Origin of the sequence: Enterococcus italicus (assembly GCF_023743875.1) — a bacterium.
GTDB classification, from domain to species: domain Bacteria; phylum Bacillota; class Bacilli; order Lactobacillales; family Enterococcaceae; genus Enterococcus_G; species Enterococcus_G italicus.
In genome coordinates, this window is sequence record NZ_JAMRVB010000001.1 from 57,668 (window position 1) to 76,637 (window position 18,970).

At 41.9% G+C, this 18,970-nt stretch carries 16 protein-coding genes; all 16 read left to right on the forward strand.

The features are described 5' to 3' along the window. The first annotated feature begins 210 nt into the window (after nt 1-210). The 16 genes from NE257_RS00290 to NE257_RS00365 all read left to right on the forward strand — a co-directional run bounded on the left by NE257_RS00290 (nt 211) and on the right by NE257_RS00365 (nt 18,915). A complete protein-coding gene (locus tag NE257_RS00290; protein WP_251885524.1) occupies nt 211-957 on the forward strand; it encodes a pseudouridine synthase in 747 nt (248 codons plus the stop codon). Next, nucleotides 935-1,609, forward strand: coding sequence for a YjjG family noncanonical pyrimidine nucleotidase (locus NE257_RS00295; RefSeq protein WP_251885525.1), 675 nt, complete (start codon nt 935-937; stop codon nt 1,607-1,609). The genes NE257_RS00290 and NE257_RS00295 overlap by 23 nt, the downstream gene beginning before the upstream one ends. A 99-nt stretch (nt 1,610-1,708) precedes the next feature. Further along, a complete protein-coding gene (gene udk / locus NE257_RS00300) occupies nt 1,709-2,344 on the forward strand; it encodes a uridine kinase (protein ID WP_251869566.1) in 636 nt (211 codons plus the stop codon). 226 nt (nt 2,345-2,570) lie between these two features. Further along, the gene (locus NE257_RS00305) at nt 2,571-3,020 is read left to right on the forward strand and encodes a YaiI/YqxD family protein (protein ID WP_251869565.1); all 450 of its coding nucleotides are present in this window, start codon (nt 2,571-2,573) and stop codon (nt 3,018-3,020) included. A 111-nt stretch (nt 3,021-3,131) separates the two neighbouring features. After that, a complete protein-coding gene (locus tag NE257_RS00310; protein ID WP_251885526.1) occupies nt 3,132-4,199 on the forward strand; it encodes a D-alanine--D-alanine ligase in 1,068 nt (355 codons plus the stop codon). Nucleotides 4,200-4,255: 56 nt separating this feature from the next. Continuing rightward, nucleotides 4,256-5,599, forward strand: a complete 1,344-nt coding sequence (locus NE257_RS00315) for a UDP-N-acetylmuramoyl-tripeptide--D-alanyl-D-alanine ligase (RefSeq protein ID WP_251885527.1) — start codon at nt 4,256-4,258, stop codon at nt 5,597-5,599. 224 nt (nt 5,600-5,823) lie between these two features. Next, entirely contained in the window at nt 5,824-6,849 is a 1,026-nt protein-coding gene (gene add / locus NE257_RS00320; protein ID WP_251885528.1) for an adenosine deaminase, read from the forward strand. A gap of 346 nt (nt 6,850-7,195) precedes the next feature. Continuing rightward, nucleotides 7,196-8,764, forward strand: coding sequence for a degradosome RNA helicase CshA (cshA, locus tag NE257_RS00325; RefSeq protein WP_251885529.1), 1,569 nt, complete (start codon nt 7,196-7,198; stop codon nt 8,762-8,764). Between the two features lie 148 nt (nt 8,765-8,912). After that, nucleotides 8,913-9,266 (forward strand): holo-ACP synthase, encoded by a 354-nt coding sequence (acpS, locus tag NE257_RS00330; protein ID WP_007209141.1) that lies wholly within the window; start codon nt 8,913-8,915, stop codon nt 9,264-9,266. A 16-nt stretch (nt 9,267-9,282) separates the two neighbouring features. Continuing rightward, nucleotides 9,283-10,395, forward strand: coding sequence for an alanine racemase (gene alr / locus NE257_RS00335; RefSeq protein ID WP_251851023.1), 1,113 nt, complete (start codon nt 9,283-9,285; stop codon nt 10,393-10,395). A 17-nt stretch (nt 10,396-10,412) separates the two neighbouring features. Next, nucleotides 10,413-10,787: a type II toxin-antitoxin system PemK/MazF family toxin gene (locus NE257_RS00340; protein ID WP_007209139.1), complete on the forward strand. Its 375-nt coding sequence runs from the start codon at nt 10,413-10,415 to the stop codon at nt 10,785-10,787. Then, a complete protein-coding gene (locus tag NE257_RS00345) occupies nt 10,784-11,095 on the forward strand; it encodes a hypothetical protein (RefSeq protein ID WP_251885530.1) in 312 nt (103 codons plus the stop codon). Before NE257_RS00340 ends, NE257_RS00345 begins: the two co-directional genes overlap by 4 nt. Further along, the gene (proC, locus tag NE257_RS00350) at nt 11,092-11,892 is read left to right on the forward strand and encodes a pyrroline-5-carboxylate reductase (RefSeq protein WP_251854569.1); all 801 of its coding nucleotides are present in this window, start codon (nt 11,092-11,094) and stop codon (nt 11,890-11,892) included. The genes NE257_RS00345 and proC overlap by 4 nt, the downstream gene beginning before the upstream one ends. A gap of 220 nt (nt 11,893-12,112) precedes the next feature. Further along, a complete protein-coding gene (locus NE257_RS00355) occupies nt 12,113-14,830 on the forward strand; it encodes a YhgE/Pip family protein (protein WP_251885531.1) in 2,718 nt (905 codons plus the stop codon). Between the two features lie 241 nt (nt 14,831-15,071). Further along, nucleotides 15,072-16,103: a tRNA preQ1(34) S-adenosylmethionine ribosyltransferase-isomerase QueA gene (gene queA / locus NE257_RS00360; protein ID WP_251885533.1), complete on the forward strand. Its 1,032-nt coding sequence runs from the start codon at nt 15,072-15,074 to the stop codon at nt 16,101-16,103. 181 nt (nt 16,104-16,284) lie between these two features. Beyond that, the gene (locus NE257_RS00365; RefSeq protein ID WP_251885534.1) at nt 16,285-18,915 is read left to right on the forward strand and encodes a calcium-translocating P-type ATPase, PMCA-type; all 2,631 of its coding nucleotides are present in this window, start codon (nt 16,285-16,287) and stop codon (nt 18,913-18,915) included. Nucleotides 18,916-18,970: the final 55 nt, after the last annotated feature.

Sequence of the window (18,970 nt, forward strand, 5' to 3'; positions counted from 1 at the left end):
GACACGCAAAAAGAGGGTAGCTAGTCACAGCTACCCCAAAAAGTTTTTTTAACTTTTCTCCACCAGGTTATAACGCTGTGTATGAGAAACTTATTTACTTTACACTATTAACGATAGGCCTTTTCAAATTCAAAGTCAAACGATAACCCTTTTTTCACAATGGCAGCTACGGTATAATGATAAAAAATTACGAATAAAAGTAGGGAATACATGCGAATTGACAAAGTAATTGAGACACAGCTACACACAAGTAGGAAAGAAATGAAACGACTATTTGCCAAAGGATTGGTGCAGATTGACGGAGAAATCATGCGTAATCAGTCTTTTAATGTTGATAGTCATCTCCACTGTTTAACTGTTGATGGCCAAGTAGTCAAGTGGTATGAACGCTACTGGCTGTTGAACAAGCCAGCTGGGTACGTTACTGCCAATCATGATAAAGTGGTGCAAACGATTTTTGATTTATTCGCCACAGACGATCTGGTAGCTGGGCTGTATGCAGTGGGGCGGCTGGATCGCGATACAGAAGGATTGGTCTTAGTGACGACGAATGGACCTCTGGGGTATCAACTTCTTCATCCAACGAAGAAAGTCGATAAAAAGTACAGTGTCCGAGTGAATGCGCGCTTGACTGAAAAGGACGTACAGGCCTTTTCAGAGGGCATTGTTTTTCACGGCGGGACGCGCTGTCTGCCAGCGCAGCTTCTTTTAAAGAGCTGTCATGATGATGAGAGTGAGGCGGAAGTCGTCTTATCAGAAGGAAAATTTCATCAAGTGAAAAAAATGTTCTTAGCTTGTGGGAAAAAAGTGACCTTTTTGAAGCGAATCAGCTTTGGTCCTCTTGAACTCAAGACGTTGCCTGTCGGGGAATATCGGGCACTGACGAAACATGAATTAGAAGCATTACGACCCTTTATGGAAGGTGGCAACAAAGATGTACCAAGTATTATTATTTGATGTGGATGATACATTACTCGACTTCCAAGCGGCAGAGGCGGCAGCTTTGAAGAGTGCTTTTTCTGAGCAGCAAGTACCATTAACTAAGCGAACAGCTAAAACATATCATACATATAATCAACTCGCTTGGCAGCAAATTGAAAAAAGTCGGGCTACTCGAGAGCAGTGGTTAATCTGGCGCTTTGCTCAGACGTTGTGTGATTGTCAATTAGTCGGTGACGCTGCGATACTAGACAGCACCTTTCGAGCGAGTCTTACTCAGCAACATCAACGCTTGGGCGCGAGCTTAGAAGTGATTCAAGGACTTTTTAAGCAAGGATATTCACTGCAAATTGTGTCAAATGGCGATGGGAAGACACAAAGAGAGCGACTAGCTAAAGCGCAACTCTTGCCTTATTTTGATAAACTATTTGTATCAGGAGACTTAGGTGTCCGAAAACCTGATCCACGCTTCTTTGAGCAAGTCTTTTCCGAAAATCCAGGCATAATGAAAGAGCAATTTGTCATTATCGGGGACTCACTGACTTCTGATATTCAAGGTGGTCACCAAAGTGGGATTGATACGATTTATTTGCACCCCACCCCATCTACCAATAGCACGTATTGGATTCAGCACTTGACGGAGTTGCCATACTTATTGAAAAAAATCTAACACATCTTTCAAAGAAAATCGGCTGTTATACATGGTATTTTTTGAGATTTTCGCTATAATAGATAACAGTGTAAAAATGTGAATGAAAGAGGTAATGGAATGGGCAAGAAGCAACCGATTATTATTGGCGTAACTGGAGGATCAGGAAGTGGGAAGACAAGTGTGAGTCGCGCAATTCTTGATCATTTCCCAAATCATTCCATTATGATGCTTGAGCATGACTCGTACTACAAAGATCAAAGTTCCTTAAGCTTTGATGAGCGCTTGGAGACAAACTATGATCATCCGCTAGCCTTCGATACGGATTTGTTGATTGCCCATTTGGAACAATTGTTAGCCTACCAAGCAATCGATATCCCAGTATATGACTACGTGGCACATACGCGCAGTGATCAAGTGGTACATCAAGAGCCTAAAGAGGTCATTATCTTAGAAGGAATCATGATTTTAGAAGATGAGCGTTTGCGTGACTTGATGGATATCAAAATTTATGTCGATACCGATGATGATATCCGCATTATTCGCCGGATTAAGCGTGACATGGAAGAGCGTGGTCGGACATTGGACTCAGTTATTCATCAATATTTATCAGTGGTGAAACCAATGTATCATCAGTTCATCGAGCCTACTAAGCGCTACGCAGATGTGATTGTGCCAGAGGGTGGTAAGAATCATGTGGCGATTGATTTGATTACAACAAAGGTCAAAACAATCTTAAAAGCTGAAGCAAACTAGTTTTTTGTCAACTTTTGTGTTATGATAACTGGTATGCGATGAGCCGAGGAAGTTAGCGTATGCTAACCACTCAACCAGAGGCACAAGAGATTCTCGCCTACCGGATTGTAGGGTGTCGGATGACAGCTATGTGGAAATGGTGTCATCTGTTAGAAATAACACTGGCTAGCCAACAGATGAGAGTCTGTTGGCTTTTTTTATTTCAAAGAAAAGTGAGGGAAATGCGTTGCGCATTATGATTGATGGAGATGGCTCACCGGTAAAAAACGAAGTCATCCAAGTAGCCAAAGAATGTCAATTAGCAGTCGTCATTGTAACGAGTATTGCTCACTATACGGTCAAAGACTATCCGGATTTTGTCTCCTTGATTTATGTAGAAAAAGGTGCAGATCGGGCAGATTATGAAATTGTTAAGCTTGTACAAGCAGATGATTGGGTGATTACGCAAGATTATGGGCTGGCTTCACTGTTATTGCCTAAGGGTGTGCGTGTGTTTCACCACTCAGGCAAGGAGTATCTTTCTGAGACGATTGATCTACTATTGCTACAGCGCTTTGAGCATGCGCAGATGCGAAAGCAACATCGCAGAGTGAAAGGACCTAGTGCATTTACACAGCAGGATCGCCAAATCTTTTTGCGTATTTTACGCGAAGAGTTAACCAAAAGTTTAAAGTAAATGGCACGGAATTGCTTGGATTATTTTGGATGGGTTAGTGGCATATTCTTGTTTTTATGCTAAAATAAGGGAGAAAATTACTGGAAAGTGACCTTACAGGAGGAAAAACTTTTGAAAATTATTTTGTTATATGGGGGAAAAAGCGCGGAGCATGAAGTATCCGTTTTGTCTGCTTTTTCTGTTTTACAAGCAATCTATTATGAGTATTACCAAGTTCAGTTGGTATTTATTTCTAAGAAGGGTGAATGGGTGAAAGGTCCGCTCTTGACAGAGAAGCCAGAGTCCAAAGATATCTTGCAATTAACCTGGAAAGGTGAACAAGCATCAGCAAAAGAAATTCATCCGAGTGAAATCAAGCAAGAAGAAGCAATTGTCTTCCCACTCTTACATGGACCAAATGGTGAAGATGGGACAATCCAAGGCTTTTTGGAAACCATCGGCATGCCATATGTGGGTGCTGGTGTCGTAACGAGTGCGTGTGGAATGGACAAAATTATGACGAAGTACATTTTACAAGCAGCAGGTATTCCTCAAGTGCCGTATGTGCCTGTCTTAAAGCATCAATGGAAAGAAAATCCAAAGCAAGTTTTCGAACAATGCGAGGGATCAATGCTTTATCCGATGTTTGTTAAGCCAGCCAATATGGGTTCGAGTGTAGGTATTTCAAAAGCTGAAAACCGCGAAGAATTACAGCATGCGTTAGAGGAAGCCTATCAATACGATACGCGTGCAGTGATTGAGCAAGGAATTGAAGCTAGAGAAATTGAAGTGGCCATTCTTGGAAACGAAGATGTGCGCACGACAATGGCTGGAGAAATTGTTAAAGACGTTGCGTTTTATGATTACAATTCGAAATACATTGATAACAAAATTGAAATGCAAATCCCAGCATCTGTACCTGATGAAGTTCAAGTGAAAGCACAAGAGTATGCCAAAAAAGCCTACACGATGCTAGGTGGTAGTGGGTTAAGCCGGTGTGATTTCTTTTTGACTAGCAAAAATGAATTGTTCTTAAATGAATTAAATACCATGCCAGGATTTACCCAATTTAGTATGTATCCTTCGTTATGGGAGCAAACTGGACTGAAGTATGGTGATTTAATTGAGGAATTAATTCAACTAGGAATGAATCGCTTTGAACAACGACAAGCATTATTAATGGATGTTATGAACGAATAAACGAGGAAAGAGCAACCGCTTATTAGTGGCTTTGCTCTTTTTTAAAGGAGAGCCAGATGTTTACAGTAAAAGAAGTGGCCCAATTATTTGGTCTTGAAGTAGAAGATAGTCGGATTGTCACAAGTGTCGAATTTGATAGCCGCAAAGTAGTGGCAGGAAGTTTATTTGTCCCATTAGCCGGTGCCAGGGATGGGCATACCTTTATTAACCAAGCGATTGCTTCTGGAGCGATTGCAACGTTTTGGAGTGTGCAAGACCAACCAGAAGACATCACAGTCATTCAGGTGACTGATTGTCTAGAAGCGATGCAAAAACTAGCGACGTATTACCGTGAGTTGCTTGCACCAAAAGTTGTCGCTATTACGGGGAGTAACGGGAAGACGACGACCAAAGATCTTACGGCATCTGTGTTGTCACAAGCATTCCGCACCTATAAAACACAAGGAAATTATAACAACGAAATTGGCTTGCCTTACACCATCTTACACATGCCAAAAGATACCGAAGTTGTCGTGCTTGAAATGGGGATGGATCATGCAGGTGACCTTACGACCCTCTCCACAATTGCCAGACCAGATATCGCAGCCATTACGATGATTGGTGAAGCACACATTGAAAACTTAGGGTCTAGAGCAAAGATTGCCCAAGGGAAAATGGAGATTGCGACAGCATTGGCAGCGGATGGGTGCTTGATTATTCCTTGCGATGAGCCATTGTTAGCCCCATTTGTCCAAGGGATGACGCAACAAGTCGTGACGTTTGGAATAGATGCAGGCGATGTCGCTGCGCATATTCTTGAAGAGCATGCGGAACAAACGGTATTTTCCGTGAAGGAGCAAGACTACCGCATACCTTTATTAGGAACATACAATGTCAAAAATGCCTTAATTGCGTATAGTATTGGTGAAAAATTTGGCGTCACACCTGAGCAAATCGCCAATGGACTGAAAAACGTGCAAGTGACCCAAAATCGTACGCAGTGGCTAGAGATGGAAAATGGGACACGGCTTTTAAGTGATGTCTATAATGCCAATCCTACTGCTATGGGGTTGGTATTAGATAGCTTTGGCAAACTGCCAGTCCAAGGCCGACGCTTTGCAGTACTAGCGGACATGCTTGAGTTAGGACCAGAATCATCAGTCATGCATGCGGCGATGGCTGATCACGTCCAAAATTATGATGGCTTATTTTTAGTCGGAGAACAAATGGATTATTTGGCCAAAGAATTAGCTGCTAGAGACAGTGACGTTCCGCTCCAACTGTATGATGCAAATGAATTAGCGGCACTGATTGAGGACTTAAAGCAATTACTTCAACCAGCCGATATGCTGCTATTAAAAGGAAGCAACGGGATGAAATTGAATCAAGTTGTTGATGCACTGACAAGTGAAACTGAATAACAACGTTAGCGGCTGATACAGTCTCAGCTGGAAGTAAAAAACAGGAACTCCCAAAGTTTACCCGCAAACTTTGGGAGTTCCTGTTATTTGTTTGTGGCTCATTTTTAAAAAAATGAAAAAATTAGGAAAATTAAATGAAAACAATCCTAATCTTAAGAAGATATCCTTTACTATCATCTGGAATATCGCTATAATGCGAACAATATACTTTTCAGGAGGTTCGCATGATCACTTATCAAACCCTAAAAAAATTCCCCAAAGCTGAGTTGCATTGTCACTTGGATGGCTCGATTCGACCAGAAACGCTGCAAGCTATTGCTCAGGAGCAACACATGTCCATATCCAACATAGATGACATACGTCAACAGATGCAAGCGCCAAAGGATTGTCGAAATTTAGCTGAATATTTGCAGTGTTTTGATTTCGTATTGCCTTACTTACAGACCAAAAAGGCACTTGAAATGGCGGCCTTCGATGTAATGGAGCAAGCAGCTGAAGACGGCGTACGCTATATTGAAATTCGCTTTGCACCGAGTCTTTCAATGGCGAAAGGGTTGACGGTGATTGAGACAATCGAAGCTGTCGCAAAAGGCATTGCCCAAGCAGAGAAACAATATCCCATCGATGGTAATATTTTGATTATTGGTATGCGCCAAGAAGAAGCACGGGCGATTGCTCAAGTCTTTCAAGAGAGTCTCGATTGCTCAGAAGAGAAGGTAGTAGGGTTTGATTTAGCTGGACCGGAAGAAGATGCGTACTTAGAAGAGCTAGGTGATAATTTACGTATTTATATAGAAGAAAAAACCATTCCATTTACGCTACATGCGGGTGAATGCGGCTGTGTGGCGAATATTTATCAAGCGATTGCCTTTGGAGCAACACGCATTGGGCATGGGATTGCGCTAAAAAACAATCAGCAAGCACAAATGGATTGCGCGAGTCACTCGGTCTGTATTGAAGGATGTCCGACGAGCAATATTCAGACCAAAGCGGTGGCTGACTACCAAGATTATCCGATCAAAGACTGGCTACGTAATGGCTTAAAGGTCTGCTTAAATACGGACAATCGCACGGTGTCTGATACGACCTTAACTAACGAGTATTGGCAAATTAGCCAAGCACATCAATTAAGCTGGCAAGATATCCAAAAAATGAATCAAGATGCGATACAGTATTCTTATGCATCTGAGCAATTGAAGCAACAAATAATGCACGAGATGGCGACAGCTCAATTTGCTGATAACGTTTGAAATGAAAGACTGTAAACTTGATGAAAATTTCAAGCTATGATACAATGATCTACGTGCCGAAAGATGAAGTATTCATTTAGAAACGGATTGACCCTTTTAATTAAGGAACTAATAGATAGCTAGTAGAATTTATTCTACTGTATATTCAAAGCTAGGCTGAGACGAAAGGCTGTACAATTTTGTCCTAGCCTTTTCTAATGCCTTCAAGAGGTGGTTTTTCGGTGTGTATCTACCTTGGATGACGGTAGATGAGAACTACGAACACCTCAAAGAATACATGCCCGCTGAAATCAGAACAGAGGGACCGTACAGATGAACTGTATGAGGAAATAATAGGAGGATTCATTTGAAATTTAAAGAATTAGAACTTTCACCAGAATTGTTAACAGCGGTAGAACGCTCAGGATTTGAGGAAGCAACACCGATTCAATCTGAAACAATTCCTTTAGCATTATCAGGAAGAGATGTGATTGGTCAAGCACAGACTGGTACCGGTAAAACGGCAGCATTTGGTTTACCAATGTTAGAAAAAATTGATACGAGCAGTTCCCATCTTCAAGGATTGGTTATTTCACCAACACGTGAATTAGCAATCCAAACACAAGAAGAACTGTATCGTCTAGGTAAAGATAAAAAGGTTCGTGTAATGGCAGTTTACGGTGGAGCAGATATTGGCCGCCAAATCCGTCAATTAAAAGACCGTCCACATATCGTTGTGGGTACACCAGGACGTATGTTAGACCATATTAATCGCCACACCCTAAAATTGGAAACTGTCGAAACCTTAGTATTGGATGAAGCAGATGAAATGTTAAACATGGGATTTTTAGAAGATATTGAATCAATCATCTCTAAAGTACCTTCGACTCGTCAAACATTATTATTTTCTGCAACTATGCCACCAGCAATTAAAAGTATCGGCGTGAAATTCATGCAAAATCCTGAACACGTAAAAATCAAAGCCAAAGAAATGACAGCAGACCTAATTGATCAATATTATGTTCGCTCAAAAGACTTTGAAAAATTTGATATTATGACACGTTTATTGGATGTGCAAACACCAGAATTGACGATCATTTTCGGTCGTACAAAACGCCGTGTAGATGAATTAGCTCGTGGACTAGAAACACGTGGCTATAAAGCTGAAGGCATCCATGGTGACTTATCTCAACAAAAACGGATGAGTGTCCTACGTAGCTTTAAAAATGGGAACTTAGATATTTTAGTAGCGACTGACGTGGCTGCTCGTGGATTGGACATTTCAGGTGTGACACACGTGTACAACTATGATATCCCTCAAGATCCAGAAAGCTATGTTCACCGGATTGGACGTACAGGCCGTGCCGGTAAAGGTGGGATGTCTGTAACATTCGTGACACCAAACGAAATGAGCTACTTGCATACTATCGAAAACTTAACGAAAAAACGCATGACACCATTACGTCCACCAACCGAAAAAGAAGCATTTAAAGGACAACTTGGTGCTGCTTTGGAAGAAATTGAATCAAAAATGGATGAAAACGGCTTGGACCGTTACCTATCTGCTGCAGATGATTTGCTTGAACGCTACTCTGCACAAGATTTGGCTGCTTTACTAGTGAAAATACTAGCCAAAGACCCAACTGACTTAGTGCCAGTCAAAATTACACCTGAAAGACCATTGCCACAAGGGAAGAAAAACTTTGGCAATCGTGGTGGAAATGGTGGCGGCAACCGCAGAGGCAACAACAATCGCCGTCGTGATAGCCGTGGCGGTCGAGGAGAAAATCGCGACAACCGTTATAGCCGTGATGGCGAAAATGGTAGCCGTAACCGCAAGCCGGCTAACCGCAACCGTGAAGATGGCTACAAGAAAAGTCGTCGCACAAATGACAGCAGCAAACGCAGCTTTGTCATCCGCTCTAACCAAGATTAATGAAGATAGCTATCGAAGCCTACAAAATTAGGGGCTTCGATAGCTTTTTTTGTTCGGTAGTAGGAATTCGAAGAGTGAGGAAAATTCCTCTGTATTTTCTCGCTTTTTTTGGGTAGAATAAGACTAACTAAGGAAGGACAATTGAAGTATGATAAAGGGAATTGGCATTGATGCGGTCGAAACAGAGCGCATGGCAAAAATTGTAAAAGAAAAGCCGCAATTTGCGAAAAGAGTTTTGACTTCAAAAGAGTTGGAATGGTATGATCGGTTGCCTTTTCATCGTCAAGTGGAATTTTTAGGCGGTCGCTTTGCATGCAAAGAGGCGTTTTCAAAAGCATGGGGGACTGGTATTGGCAAGGTGAGTTTTCAAGACATCGAAGTTTTGGCAAATGAAGCCGGTGCACCAATTGTGACGCGTTCGCCATTTCAGTCAGGTGTTGCACATGTCAGTATTACTCATACAGATATCATGATCTTTGCACAAATTATCCTAGAGGAATAGAAAGAAGGTAACGAGTATGGTGAAATCCATCTATCGTCCCACGCGGATTACCATCCATACAGAGGCCATTCGTGAAAATTTACGGACTGTTCAAGAGCATTTATCCGCAGATCAATCATTATTTGCAGTAATAAAGGCAAATGGCTATGGACATGGTGCCGTTCAAGTAGCAAAAATTGCGGAAGAAGAAGGCGTTGCTGGTTTTTGTGTGGCAACAATTGATGAAGGGATTGAATTAAGAGAGGCGGGTATTACTTTACCTGTTTTTATTTTAGGATTGGTCGATTGTGCATACTTGCCGATTGTCAGTCAGTATCAATTGGCGATTCCAGTCGCTTCAACTGACTGGTTGAAACAAGCCGAACAAACCTATCTTAAAAACCCATGGGATGAGCCGATTGCTGTCCATTTGGCGATTGAGACAGGGATGGGTCGTATTGGCTTTATTGATTCAGGCGAGGTCAAGCAAGCAGAGGTGTCACTAGCGCAAGCAGAGGGATTTTATCTAGAGGGCGTATTCACGCATTTTGCGACAGCCGACCAAGCAGATGCGACCTATTGGCAAGAGCAAAAGGCACGCTTCTTTGAGACTATCGCTGTATTAGAAGCTCCTCAGTATATTCACGTCACCAATAGCGCGACTCAGTTGTGGCATGAGCCATTAGGGAATCTGGTTCGCTATGGTGTAGCTATGTATGGCCTGAATCCATCCTCAGATGCACTTCAGCCGAGCTATTCATTAGTGCCCGCACTGTCATTGACCTCGCAGCTAGTTCAGGTCAAGCAATTACCTAGTGGATCCGGTGTTGGCTATGGTCATACATATGAAACAACACAGGATGAATGGATTGGAACGGTACCGATTGGATATGCGGATGGCTATGTCCGAAAGTTACAAGGATTTCATGTGTTAGTAAATGGCCAGTTCTGTGAAATAGTCGGCCGTGTCTGCATGGATCAATTGATGATTCGCTTACCCGCTGATATACCAGTAGGCACGACGGTGACACTGATCGGCACAGATGGAGACAAAACTATCTCATTGCAAGACATTGCAAGCTATATTGGTACGATTCATTATGAAGTCGCTTGCTTATTATCTGAGCGACTGCCAAGAGAATATGAGTAAATAATAGGGGGAAGAGTATGATAAGACGGAGAGATGTATACTTTGCAGATTTATCTCCAGTTGTTGGTTCAGAACAAGGGGGAGTTCGACCAGTATTAATCGTTCAAAATAATTTAGGAAATCACTTTAGTCCGACCGTTATCGTTGTTGCGATTACCGCAAAAATTTCTAAGCCAAAATTACCGACCCATATCTCACTACCGGCATCAAAATCGGGTCTTGAACGGGATTCCGTGATTTTGACAGAGCAGATTCGCACAATTGACAAGTCGCGATTAAAGGATAAAATTTATCGCATTGATGAAGAAAAAATGATTGAAGTCGAAAAAGCAATCAAAGTAAGTGTCGGGATTGATATCAAAGTATCGGAGAATGGATTGTTGCCTAAATGAGTCAATTAGTAGGCTATAGTGTTGTTTTGATTACCCTGTTTTTCTTTGTTTATTTCCTACGAAAGAAAAGCCAGCAATTGTGCACAAAACGAGGCATACTGATTGGGTATTGTTTGTTGACACAACTTTCAAAAAAAGAAGAGCCGGATGGGGTCACTTATGTCGGTGTCTTCCAACAAGGAGATAAAGAGTGGCAATTGCTCCTATCCTTTCAGCAATTTACTCAGATGCGACCACCTCAGCGTGGCTACTTAATCATAAAAGAGAACAGCGTACAATCATTTACGAAATCGGAGGAACAAGCATGAAGAAAATAGGGTTCATCGGTGCCGGTAATATGGCCCAAGCGATGATTCAAGGTATTTTAGCGTCCCAATTATGTGCACCGGAAGAAATTCAAGTATACAATCATCGGTACGCACCCACTTTAGAAAAAGTCGTTCATACATATCAGGTTACTCCTCAGTTGGATTTGGCTACTTTTTTAGCTGAAGTGGAGGTAATTATTTTGGCGGTCAAGCCACCAATCGTGCCCCAAGTAATCGAGCAAATGAAAGATCATCTTAGACCCACTCAAGTCATCGTATCGATTGCAGCAGGTGTGACTATTGCACAAATTCAAGCAACAATTAGTAATCCAGTGATTCGCGTGATGCCTAATACACCAGCTATGGTTGGAGCAGGTATGAGTAGTATCTCTCCTTCAAAAGAAGTGACGGTTGATGTGTTGGAAGAAGTTCATACAGTAATTGACAGTTTTGGAAAATCAGAAGTCGTACCAGAATCTATGATGGATGCAGTGGTCGGTGTCAGTGGGTCAGCGCCAGCATATGTCTATCTATTCATTGAGGCCCTAGCTGATGGGGCAGTTGCCGAGGGAATGCCACGTAAGCAAGCCTATGAATTTGCTGCACAGACGGTCTTGGGATCGGCGAAAATGGTATTAGAAACAGGCAAACACCCAGGTGAATTAAAAGATATAGTCTGCTCGCCTGGCGGTACGACGATTGCAGCAGTGCAATCATTAGAAGAAAGTCAATTTCGAGCAGCTACTATCAAGGCCGTCCGAACGGCCGCTCAGAAAAATGCAGCTATGTCCAACTAAACAACGGTTAACATCCAGTGAAAGAGAAGACTCGCTACTAACTTGTCGCCGTGAGGCATGATAAACTAGTAACAAGAATCTTTTTCATTGGATTTTTTACGTAAGAATCTGTGTTATTAGACAAATCGTAGTAAGTGTCTGTATGGGAGAGCAAAAAAGTCGAAACAGAGCTTGAAAATATGATACAGTAGCAAGCGACTGAAAAAAAGCAGGTGAGAAAGTGAAAAAAATAAAACGTATTTTCTATTTATATAAGTTGGATTGGCAACGAATTTTTAAAATTCCATTAGCTACTTTTTTAATCGTAGCATTGATGATCTTACCATCACTTTATGCGTGGTTTAATATTAAAGCACTTTGGGATCCATATGGGAATACAGGCGAAATTCCAATCGCCATCTATAGTGATGATGTCGGTACGACGCTGAATGATAAAAAAATTGAAGTCGGCCAAGAAGTATTAAAGAAATTAAAGAAAAATGATCAACTAGGATGGCGCTTTGTAAAATCCAAAAAAGCTGTTACAGAAGGAGTGAAATCAGGTAAGTATTATGCTGGTATTTATATTCCGAAAAACTTCTCTGAAGATTTAATCAGTTTTACGAAAGGGGAAATCAAAAAACCTCAAATTGATTATTATTTTAATGAAAAAATTAATGCCATTGCACCAAAAATTACCGATAAAGGTGCAAATAGCTTAAAAGACCAAGTCGCTGAAAACTTTATAAGTACTGCGACTACAACCTTATTTACAGCCCTAAAGGATGTCGGGTATGATATTGAAGCAAACTTAGTCTCGATTAACAAAGTGAAAAATCTTATTTTGACAACGGATGAACACGCGACTGAAATTAATGGGTATCTTGAAGAAATTGTCACACTTCATGATAAGTTACCTGAGATGAAGGAAAAGCTCGCAAAAGCCAATGAATTTAGTAGTTACTTGCCAGAAGTGGATGCCTTAGGTGAAAAAATTATCGCATTGAATGACAAAATGCCAGAGCTAGAAAAACAAGCGGCGGTTATTTTGACACTCCAAGAGAAAATTCCAGAATTGCAAGCGGCAGGAAATCAACTAGCTGAAATCAATGAGGACTTTTCATCAGTAGAACAGACGATGAATCAAGGGGTGTCAGAAGCGAAAGAAGGCTTAGCGATTATCGAGAAAGTTCAATCACTCTGGCCAGAGATTGAAAAATTAGGCAGTCAGGCATCTGGTACCTCGGAATCTGTCCTAGCCTTTGCCAAGCAGTTGCAAACGGCCTTGCCGACTATTATTACCTCAGTGGATACTACGCTAGATGCTATCTCGCAAGCGGCAGGCGATGTCCAAACAACTACCAATGATTTACAAAGTTTATTGGATAAAAATGAATTGACCGATGCGGAGAAACAGCAAGCTGTGACCTTGCTAGAAGCATTGGCCGCACACTTTAACACTCAAGCGACACTCCTTAATTCTGTAATTACGCTCTTAGAGAATTTGCAGCAGGCGACAGGAAGTACCGCTCTTGATAGTGTGATTCAGCAGCTAAAAACAGTAGAACAGACAGTGAGTGATCTTGCTACACGAGCGACAAGCTTAGCAGAACAGGCTAAAAATGGTGAGTTTGATCAAATCAAAACAGATATTTCTGCACTGTTAACTTCAGCTAATCAAGCAGCCGGTGCTGTCCAAACAACAATTACCAATGTCAAAGCCTTAAATGTCGGCGATTCTATCACGACAATTGTCAATCAGTTAATTGATACCTTAACGACTGCCTCTTCGTTGATGTCACAAGTGAATTTTGAACAACTTGAATCATTACTAACTGCCACTCATGGCACGGTGAAAAATGCCATCAGTATCTTAGAGAAGTATCAGGCGCAGCTACCAGCGATTCGTCAAGAACTTTCAGATGCGAATACCTTATTAAATGGCCATATGACGCAAATTGTCGATGCCATCAATAAGGGGGCAGATCTTTACAACAATGAATTGCCGACAGTAGCTGAAAAGCTGCAGCTCGCAGCGAACTTTATGAAAAACGATTGGTCTTCGGTACGTAATGATTTGACCTCAACGCTTGCCTTGATGAATGAAAAATTCCCTGGCGTAGAAAAGGCATTGAATTTAGCAGACGACCTCATTCAAAATGACTGGCCTTCTATTCAAGCAGGAATTCATAAAGCAGCCGAAGCAATCCGTAAGGGAGAAGAGACCATTGATTTAGGTCAAGTCATTAAATTAATGAAGCAAGACATTCAAAAAGAAAGTGACTTCTTTACCAATCCGGTCGATCTAAAAACAACAACGATGTACCCGATTGCCAATAATGGTTCGGCTAGTACACCATTTTACACGGCTCTTTGTCTTTGGGTCGGCGCGTTGCTCTTCTCGAGTGTGGCAACGACGGGTTACTTCCTCAATGACAAACAAAAGAATCAATTCACCAAGCGAGAAACATTTATTGCTCGTATGTTGACGTTTTTGACAATGGCGATTGGGCAAGCGTTGATCGTGACACTAGGAAATTATTTCTTACTTGGTGTAGATGTGAGACAGCCAGCGTGGAGTGTATTCTTTGCGGTCTTAGTGGCGCTGAGCTTTATGATGATCATTTATGTACTCGTCGCCATGTTTGGTAATATCGGTAAGGGAATCGGAATCATTATTCTCGTGCTCTCTATTTCTGGTGGTGGCGGGAACTATCCTATCCAAGTATCCGGAAAGTTCTTCCAGATGATTAATCCACTCTTACCATTTACGTATGCTGTGAATCTATTGCGTGAATCGGCGGGTGGCATTTATTGGGCGAATGCTTGGCAAGATTTGATCTTTTTAGTTTGTATGTTCGTAGGCTTTGCTGCAGTCGGTATCTATCTATTTCCAAAGGTTACTGACTTGCAAAAACGGATGAGCGAACGAGCAAAACAAAGCCATCTCTTCCATTAAAAAATGGGTGCGTCACGATGAATCATTCGTAAGATACTGAATGTTCGGCAATAAGTAAACAGACCAGAAAATCCGAAAGTTGTTTCTTAAACTTTTGGATTTTTGGTTTTTGGTCAAAACGTCTCATTTTATGTCACGGTTTATATGGAATGATTAGAGCTAAATTATTTATGCTTTAAGTCCTTTTTGGCCCACAAAACATGCTAAAATAAAAGAGCAAGAAAGTAAGGAGAGAGAACGAATGTTAACAACAGAAGATTTTGATTTTGATTTACCAGAGGAATTGATTGCACAGACCCCTTTGACTGACCGAGCAAGTTCTCGTTTATTAGTTTTGGATCGCAAAACGAAAGAAATGGCGGATAAGCACTTTTATGAAATTATTGATGAGCTAAACGCTGGTGATGCGTTGGTTATGAATAACACGCGGGTACTGCCAGCTCGTTTGTATGGTGTGAAAGAAGAGACGGGTGCTCATTTAGAAATATTGCTTTTAAATAATACCGAGGGAGATACGTGGGAGACACTCATCAAACCAGCCAAACGTGCCAAAGTCGGCACAGAAATTACATTTGGTGATGGTCGCTTAAAAGCTATTGTGGAAGAAGAATTGGATCATGGCGGACGGATGATTCGCTTTGTATATGAGGGCATCTTTTTAGAAATTTTGGAATCACTAGGCGAGATGCCATTGCCGCCATACATTAAAGAACGTCTGGAAGATCCAGAACGATATCAAACGGTGTATGCCAAAGAAAATGGCTCAGCTGCCGCACCGACTGCGGGCCTTCATTTCACGAAAGAACTATTAGAAAAAATTCAAGCAAAAGGTGTGCATTTGGTCTACTTGACACTACACGTTGGTTTAGGGACGTTTCGCCCAGTCAGTGTCGACAATATTGCTGAGCATGAGATGCATAGTGAGTTTTATCGTCTGACACAAAAAGCTGCGAATGAGTTAACTGCTGTACGTGACGCAGGCGGAAGAATCGTGGCAGTCGGTACTACATCGATTCGCACGCTAGAAACCATCGGCACGAAGTTTGATGGTGCCATTCAAGCAGATAGTGGTTGGACAAACATCTTCATTAAGCCTGGCTATCAATTTAAACTAGTCGATGCCTTCTCAACTAATTTTCATTTGCCAAAATCGACATTAGTCATGCTTGTGAGTGCCTTTGCGGGTCGAGAGTTTGTATTAGAAGCATACCAACACGCTATTAATGAGAAGTATCGCTTCTTTAGCTTTGGCGATGCCATGTTTGTAAAATAAATCATACCGTCCGTCTCGAGAGAATTTTTCGGGATGGACGTTTTTTCGTAACGAAAGTGAAAAAAGTCGCCAGCTTTCTAAAAAAACGTAAACGTTTCGATTTAACAAGGGGTATTCATTGAATCCGATAAAACAATCATGCTATAGTTAAATTGCACGTCAATAGTATAGGAGGAATGGAATGGAAGCATACAAGAAAGATTACGCGCAACTCGCCAAAGAGCAGCAAACATCGATGGAGAATGGGTTGACATCGCAAGAGGTGGCGAATCGTTTGCAAGAAAATGGACGCAATCAATTTGAACAAGCGCCCAGCGAGTCATTAATTAGTAAGATTTTGCATAGCTTATCGGACTTTACTACGATTATTTTATTAGTTGCTGCCGCAATTTCTTTTTACACAGCGGTATCGACGGAACATGGGGATTTATTTGAAGGGTTATTAATTATCGCCATTGTCGTGATTAATTCAGTGTTAGCAATTGTCCAAGAAGGAAATGCGGAAAAAGCACTTGCAGCCTTGCAAGATATGAATAAGCAAGTTACGTCTGTTTTGAGGGATGGCCACGTCACTGAGATAGATGCAGAAGAAGTTGTCGTTGGGGACATACTTGTTCTGGAAAATGGCTCAATGATCGTCGCTGATGCTCGGCTAACTCAAACTTCCCAACTCCGTGTTGAAGAGTCTGCGTTAACCGGGGAAAGCGAACCTGTTGAAAAAAATGCTGACTTTATGACGACGGAAGACGAGAGTCTCGGCGATCAGCTAAATATGGTATTCAAAGGCTGTACTGTCGTTAATGGTCGTGCAAGAGCGATCGTGACGGCGACAGGCATGCAGACTGAGATGGGGAAAGTAGCAAGTCTCTTAAATGACACGAAGCAAACCGCTACACCTTTGCAAAAAAGATTAAATCAATTAGGCAAACGAATTAGTTTTGTTGCAATTGGTGCCGCTGCGCTTGTCTTTTTGATTGGTTATTTACAAGAAGAACCAGTCTTAGAACTATTTATGACTGCTGTATCACTAGCAGTAGCCGCAGTTCCGGAAACACTAATGGTAATTGTTACACTAGCATTGGCTTTTGGTGTCCAAAAAATGGCCAAAAAACATGCAATCATTCGTCGCTTGCCTGCTGTAGAGACACTAGGATCAGCGAGTGTGATTTGTTCAGACAAGACCGGGACATTAACGCAAAATAAAATGACTGTCCGTCGTATTTGGCGCCATGGTGATGAGGTCGTAGATGCGGAAGATGCGATGACAGAAGAAGCCATCGAAGTGTTGAAGCTTGCGTCACTATGTACAGATGTTATTATCGAGCCGGGCGATGAAAAAAGCTACAAAGGGAACCCGACCGAGGTAGCCATTGTTCGTTCATTAGAAGAAAATTACCATACTAAAAAAGAATTAGATGAGTCCTATGTCCGAATTGGAGAGCTTCCGTTTGATTCAGAGCGGAAAATGATGACAACGATTCATAAGCATGGCAAGAAGTATCTATCTGTGACCAAAGGCGCCTTTGATGTCTTGATGCCACGCTTCCGCTATGGTGATGTGGAGCAAGCCGCTGTCGTCAATGATCGCTTTGGGAAAAAAGCCTTACGCGTTATTGCAGTCGGCTTCCGGACATTTGATGAAGAGCCGACTGAGCTGACATCAGCATTTCTGGAAAAAGATCTACATCTCTTAGGCTTGGTCGGTATGATTGATCCACCACGTCCGGAAAGTAAAGGGGCGATTGCACGTGCCAAGCGTGCAGGGATAAAGACAGTCATGATTACTGGTGACCACGTTGTAACAGCAAGCGCAATTGCCAAAGAGCTAGGTATTTTATCAAAAGCCAGTGAAGCAATGACCGGCGCACAGCTACGTGAATTGTCTGAAGAAGAACTAGATGCAAAAGTCAAACAACTATCAGTCTATGCGCGCGTGACACCTGAAGACAAAATCAGAATTGTCAAAGCGTGGCAACGGACAGGTGCGACAGTCGCCATGACCGGTGATGGAGTAAACGATGCCCCGGCATTAAAAGCTAGTGATGTTGGGTGTGCGATGGGAATTACCGGGACTGATGTTGCCAAAGGGGCAGCGGATATGGTCTTGACTGATGACAATTTTGCTACGATTGTCGATGCCATTGCACAAGGGCGTACCGTCTATCAAAATATTCGTAAGGCAGTCAATTTCCTTTTGAGCTGTAACATTTCTGAGATTTTTATTGTGTTGTTAGCGATGCTATTTGGCTGGGGGGCACCATTTACCGCGGTGCAATTGCTATTTGTCAATGTCGTAGCGGATGGCTTGCCAGGTTTTGCATTAGGAAAAGAACCAGCTGAAAAAGGAATCATGAATGAAGATCCGATTGCACCAAGCGAGAGCATCTTTTCACGTGGGCTCTGGCAAAAAATTGGCGTGAACGCGTCAATCTTTACGGTAGTTACCTTGATTGGGTATTACTTAGGAACATTTGTGAATTCAATTAGTCCCTGGGTAGAGGCAAGCCATGAAGTCGGTCAAACAGTTGCCTTTTTAGTATTGGCATATTCATCGATTATCCACGTCTTTAATGTTCGAAGTGATCGTTCTATCTTTAAAGTAAAACTTGAATCAAACAAATCACTCTTTGAAATGGCTATTTTGGCCATTGTCATTACGACTGTTATCGCGATTCTACCAATTACGCAAGAATTATTTAGCTTAGTACGAATCAGCTTTAATCATTGGTTATTGGCGATTGCACTATCGATAATTCCGGTTGCCATTAATGAATTAATTAAATTCCACCGTTTATCAGACGAAGAAGAATAAACCGGCGAGAGAGTCAGCTACAAGCAAAAAGACCAGAACGTCCAGAAGTTGTTAC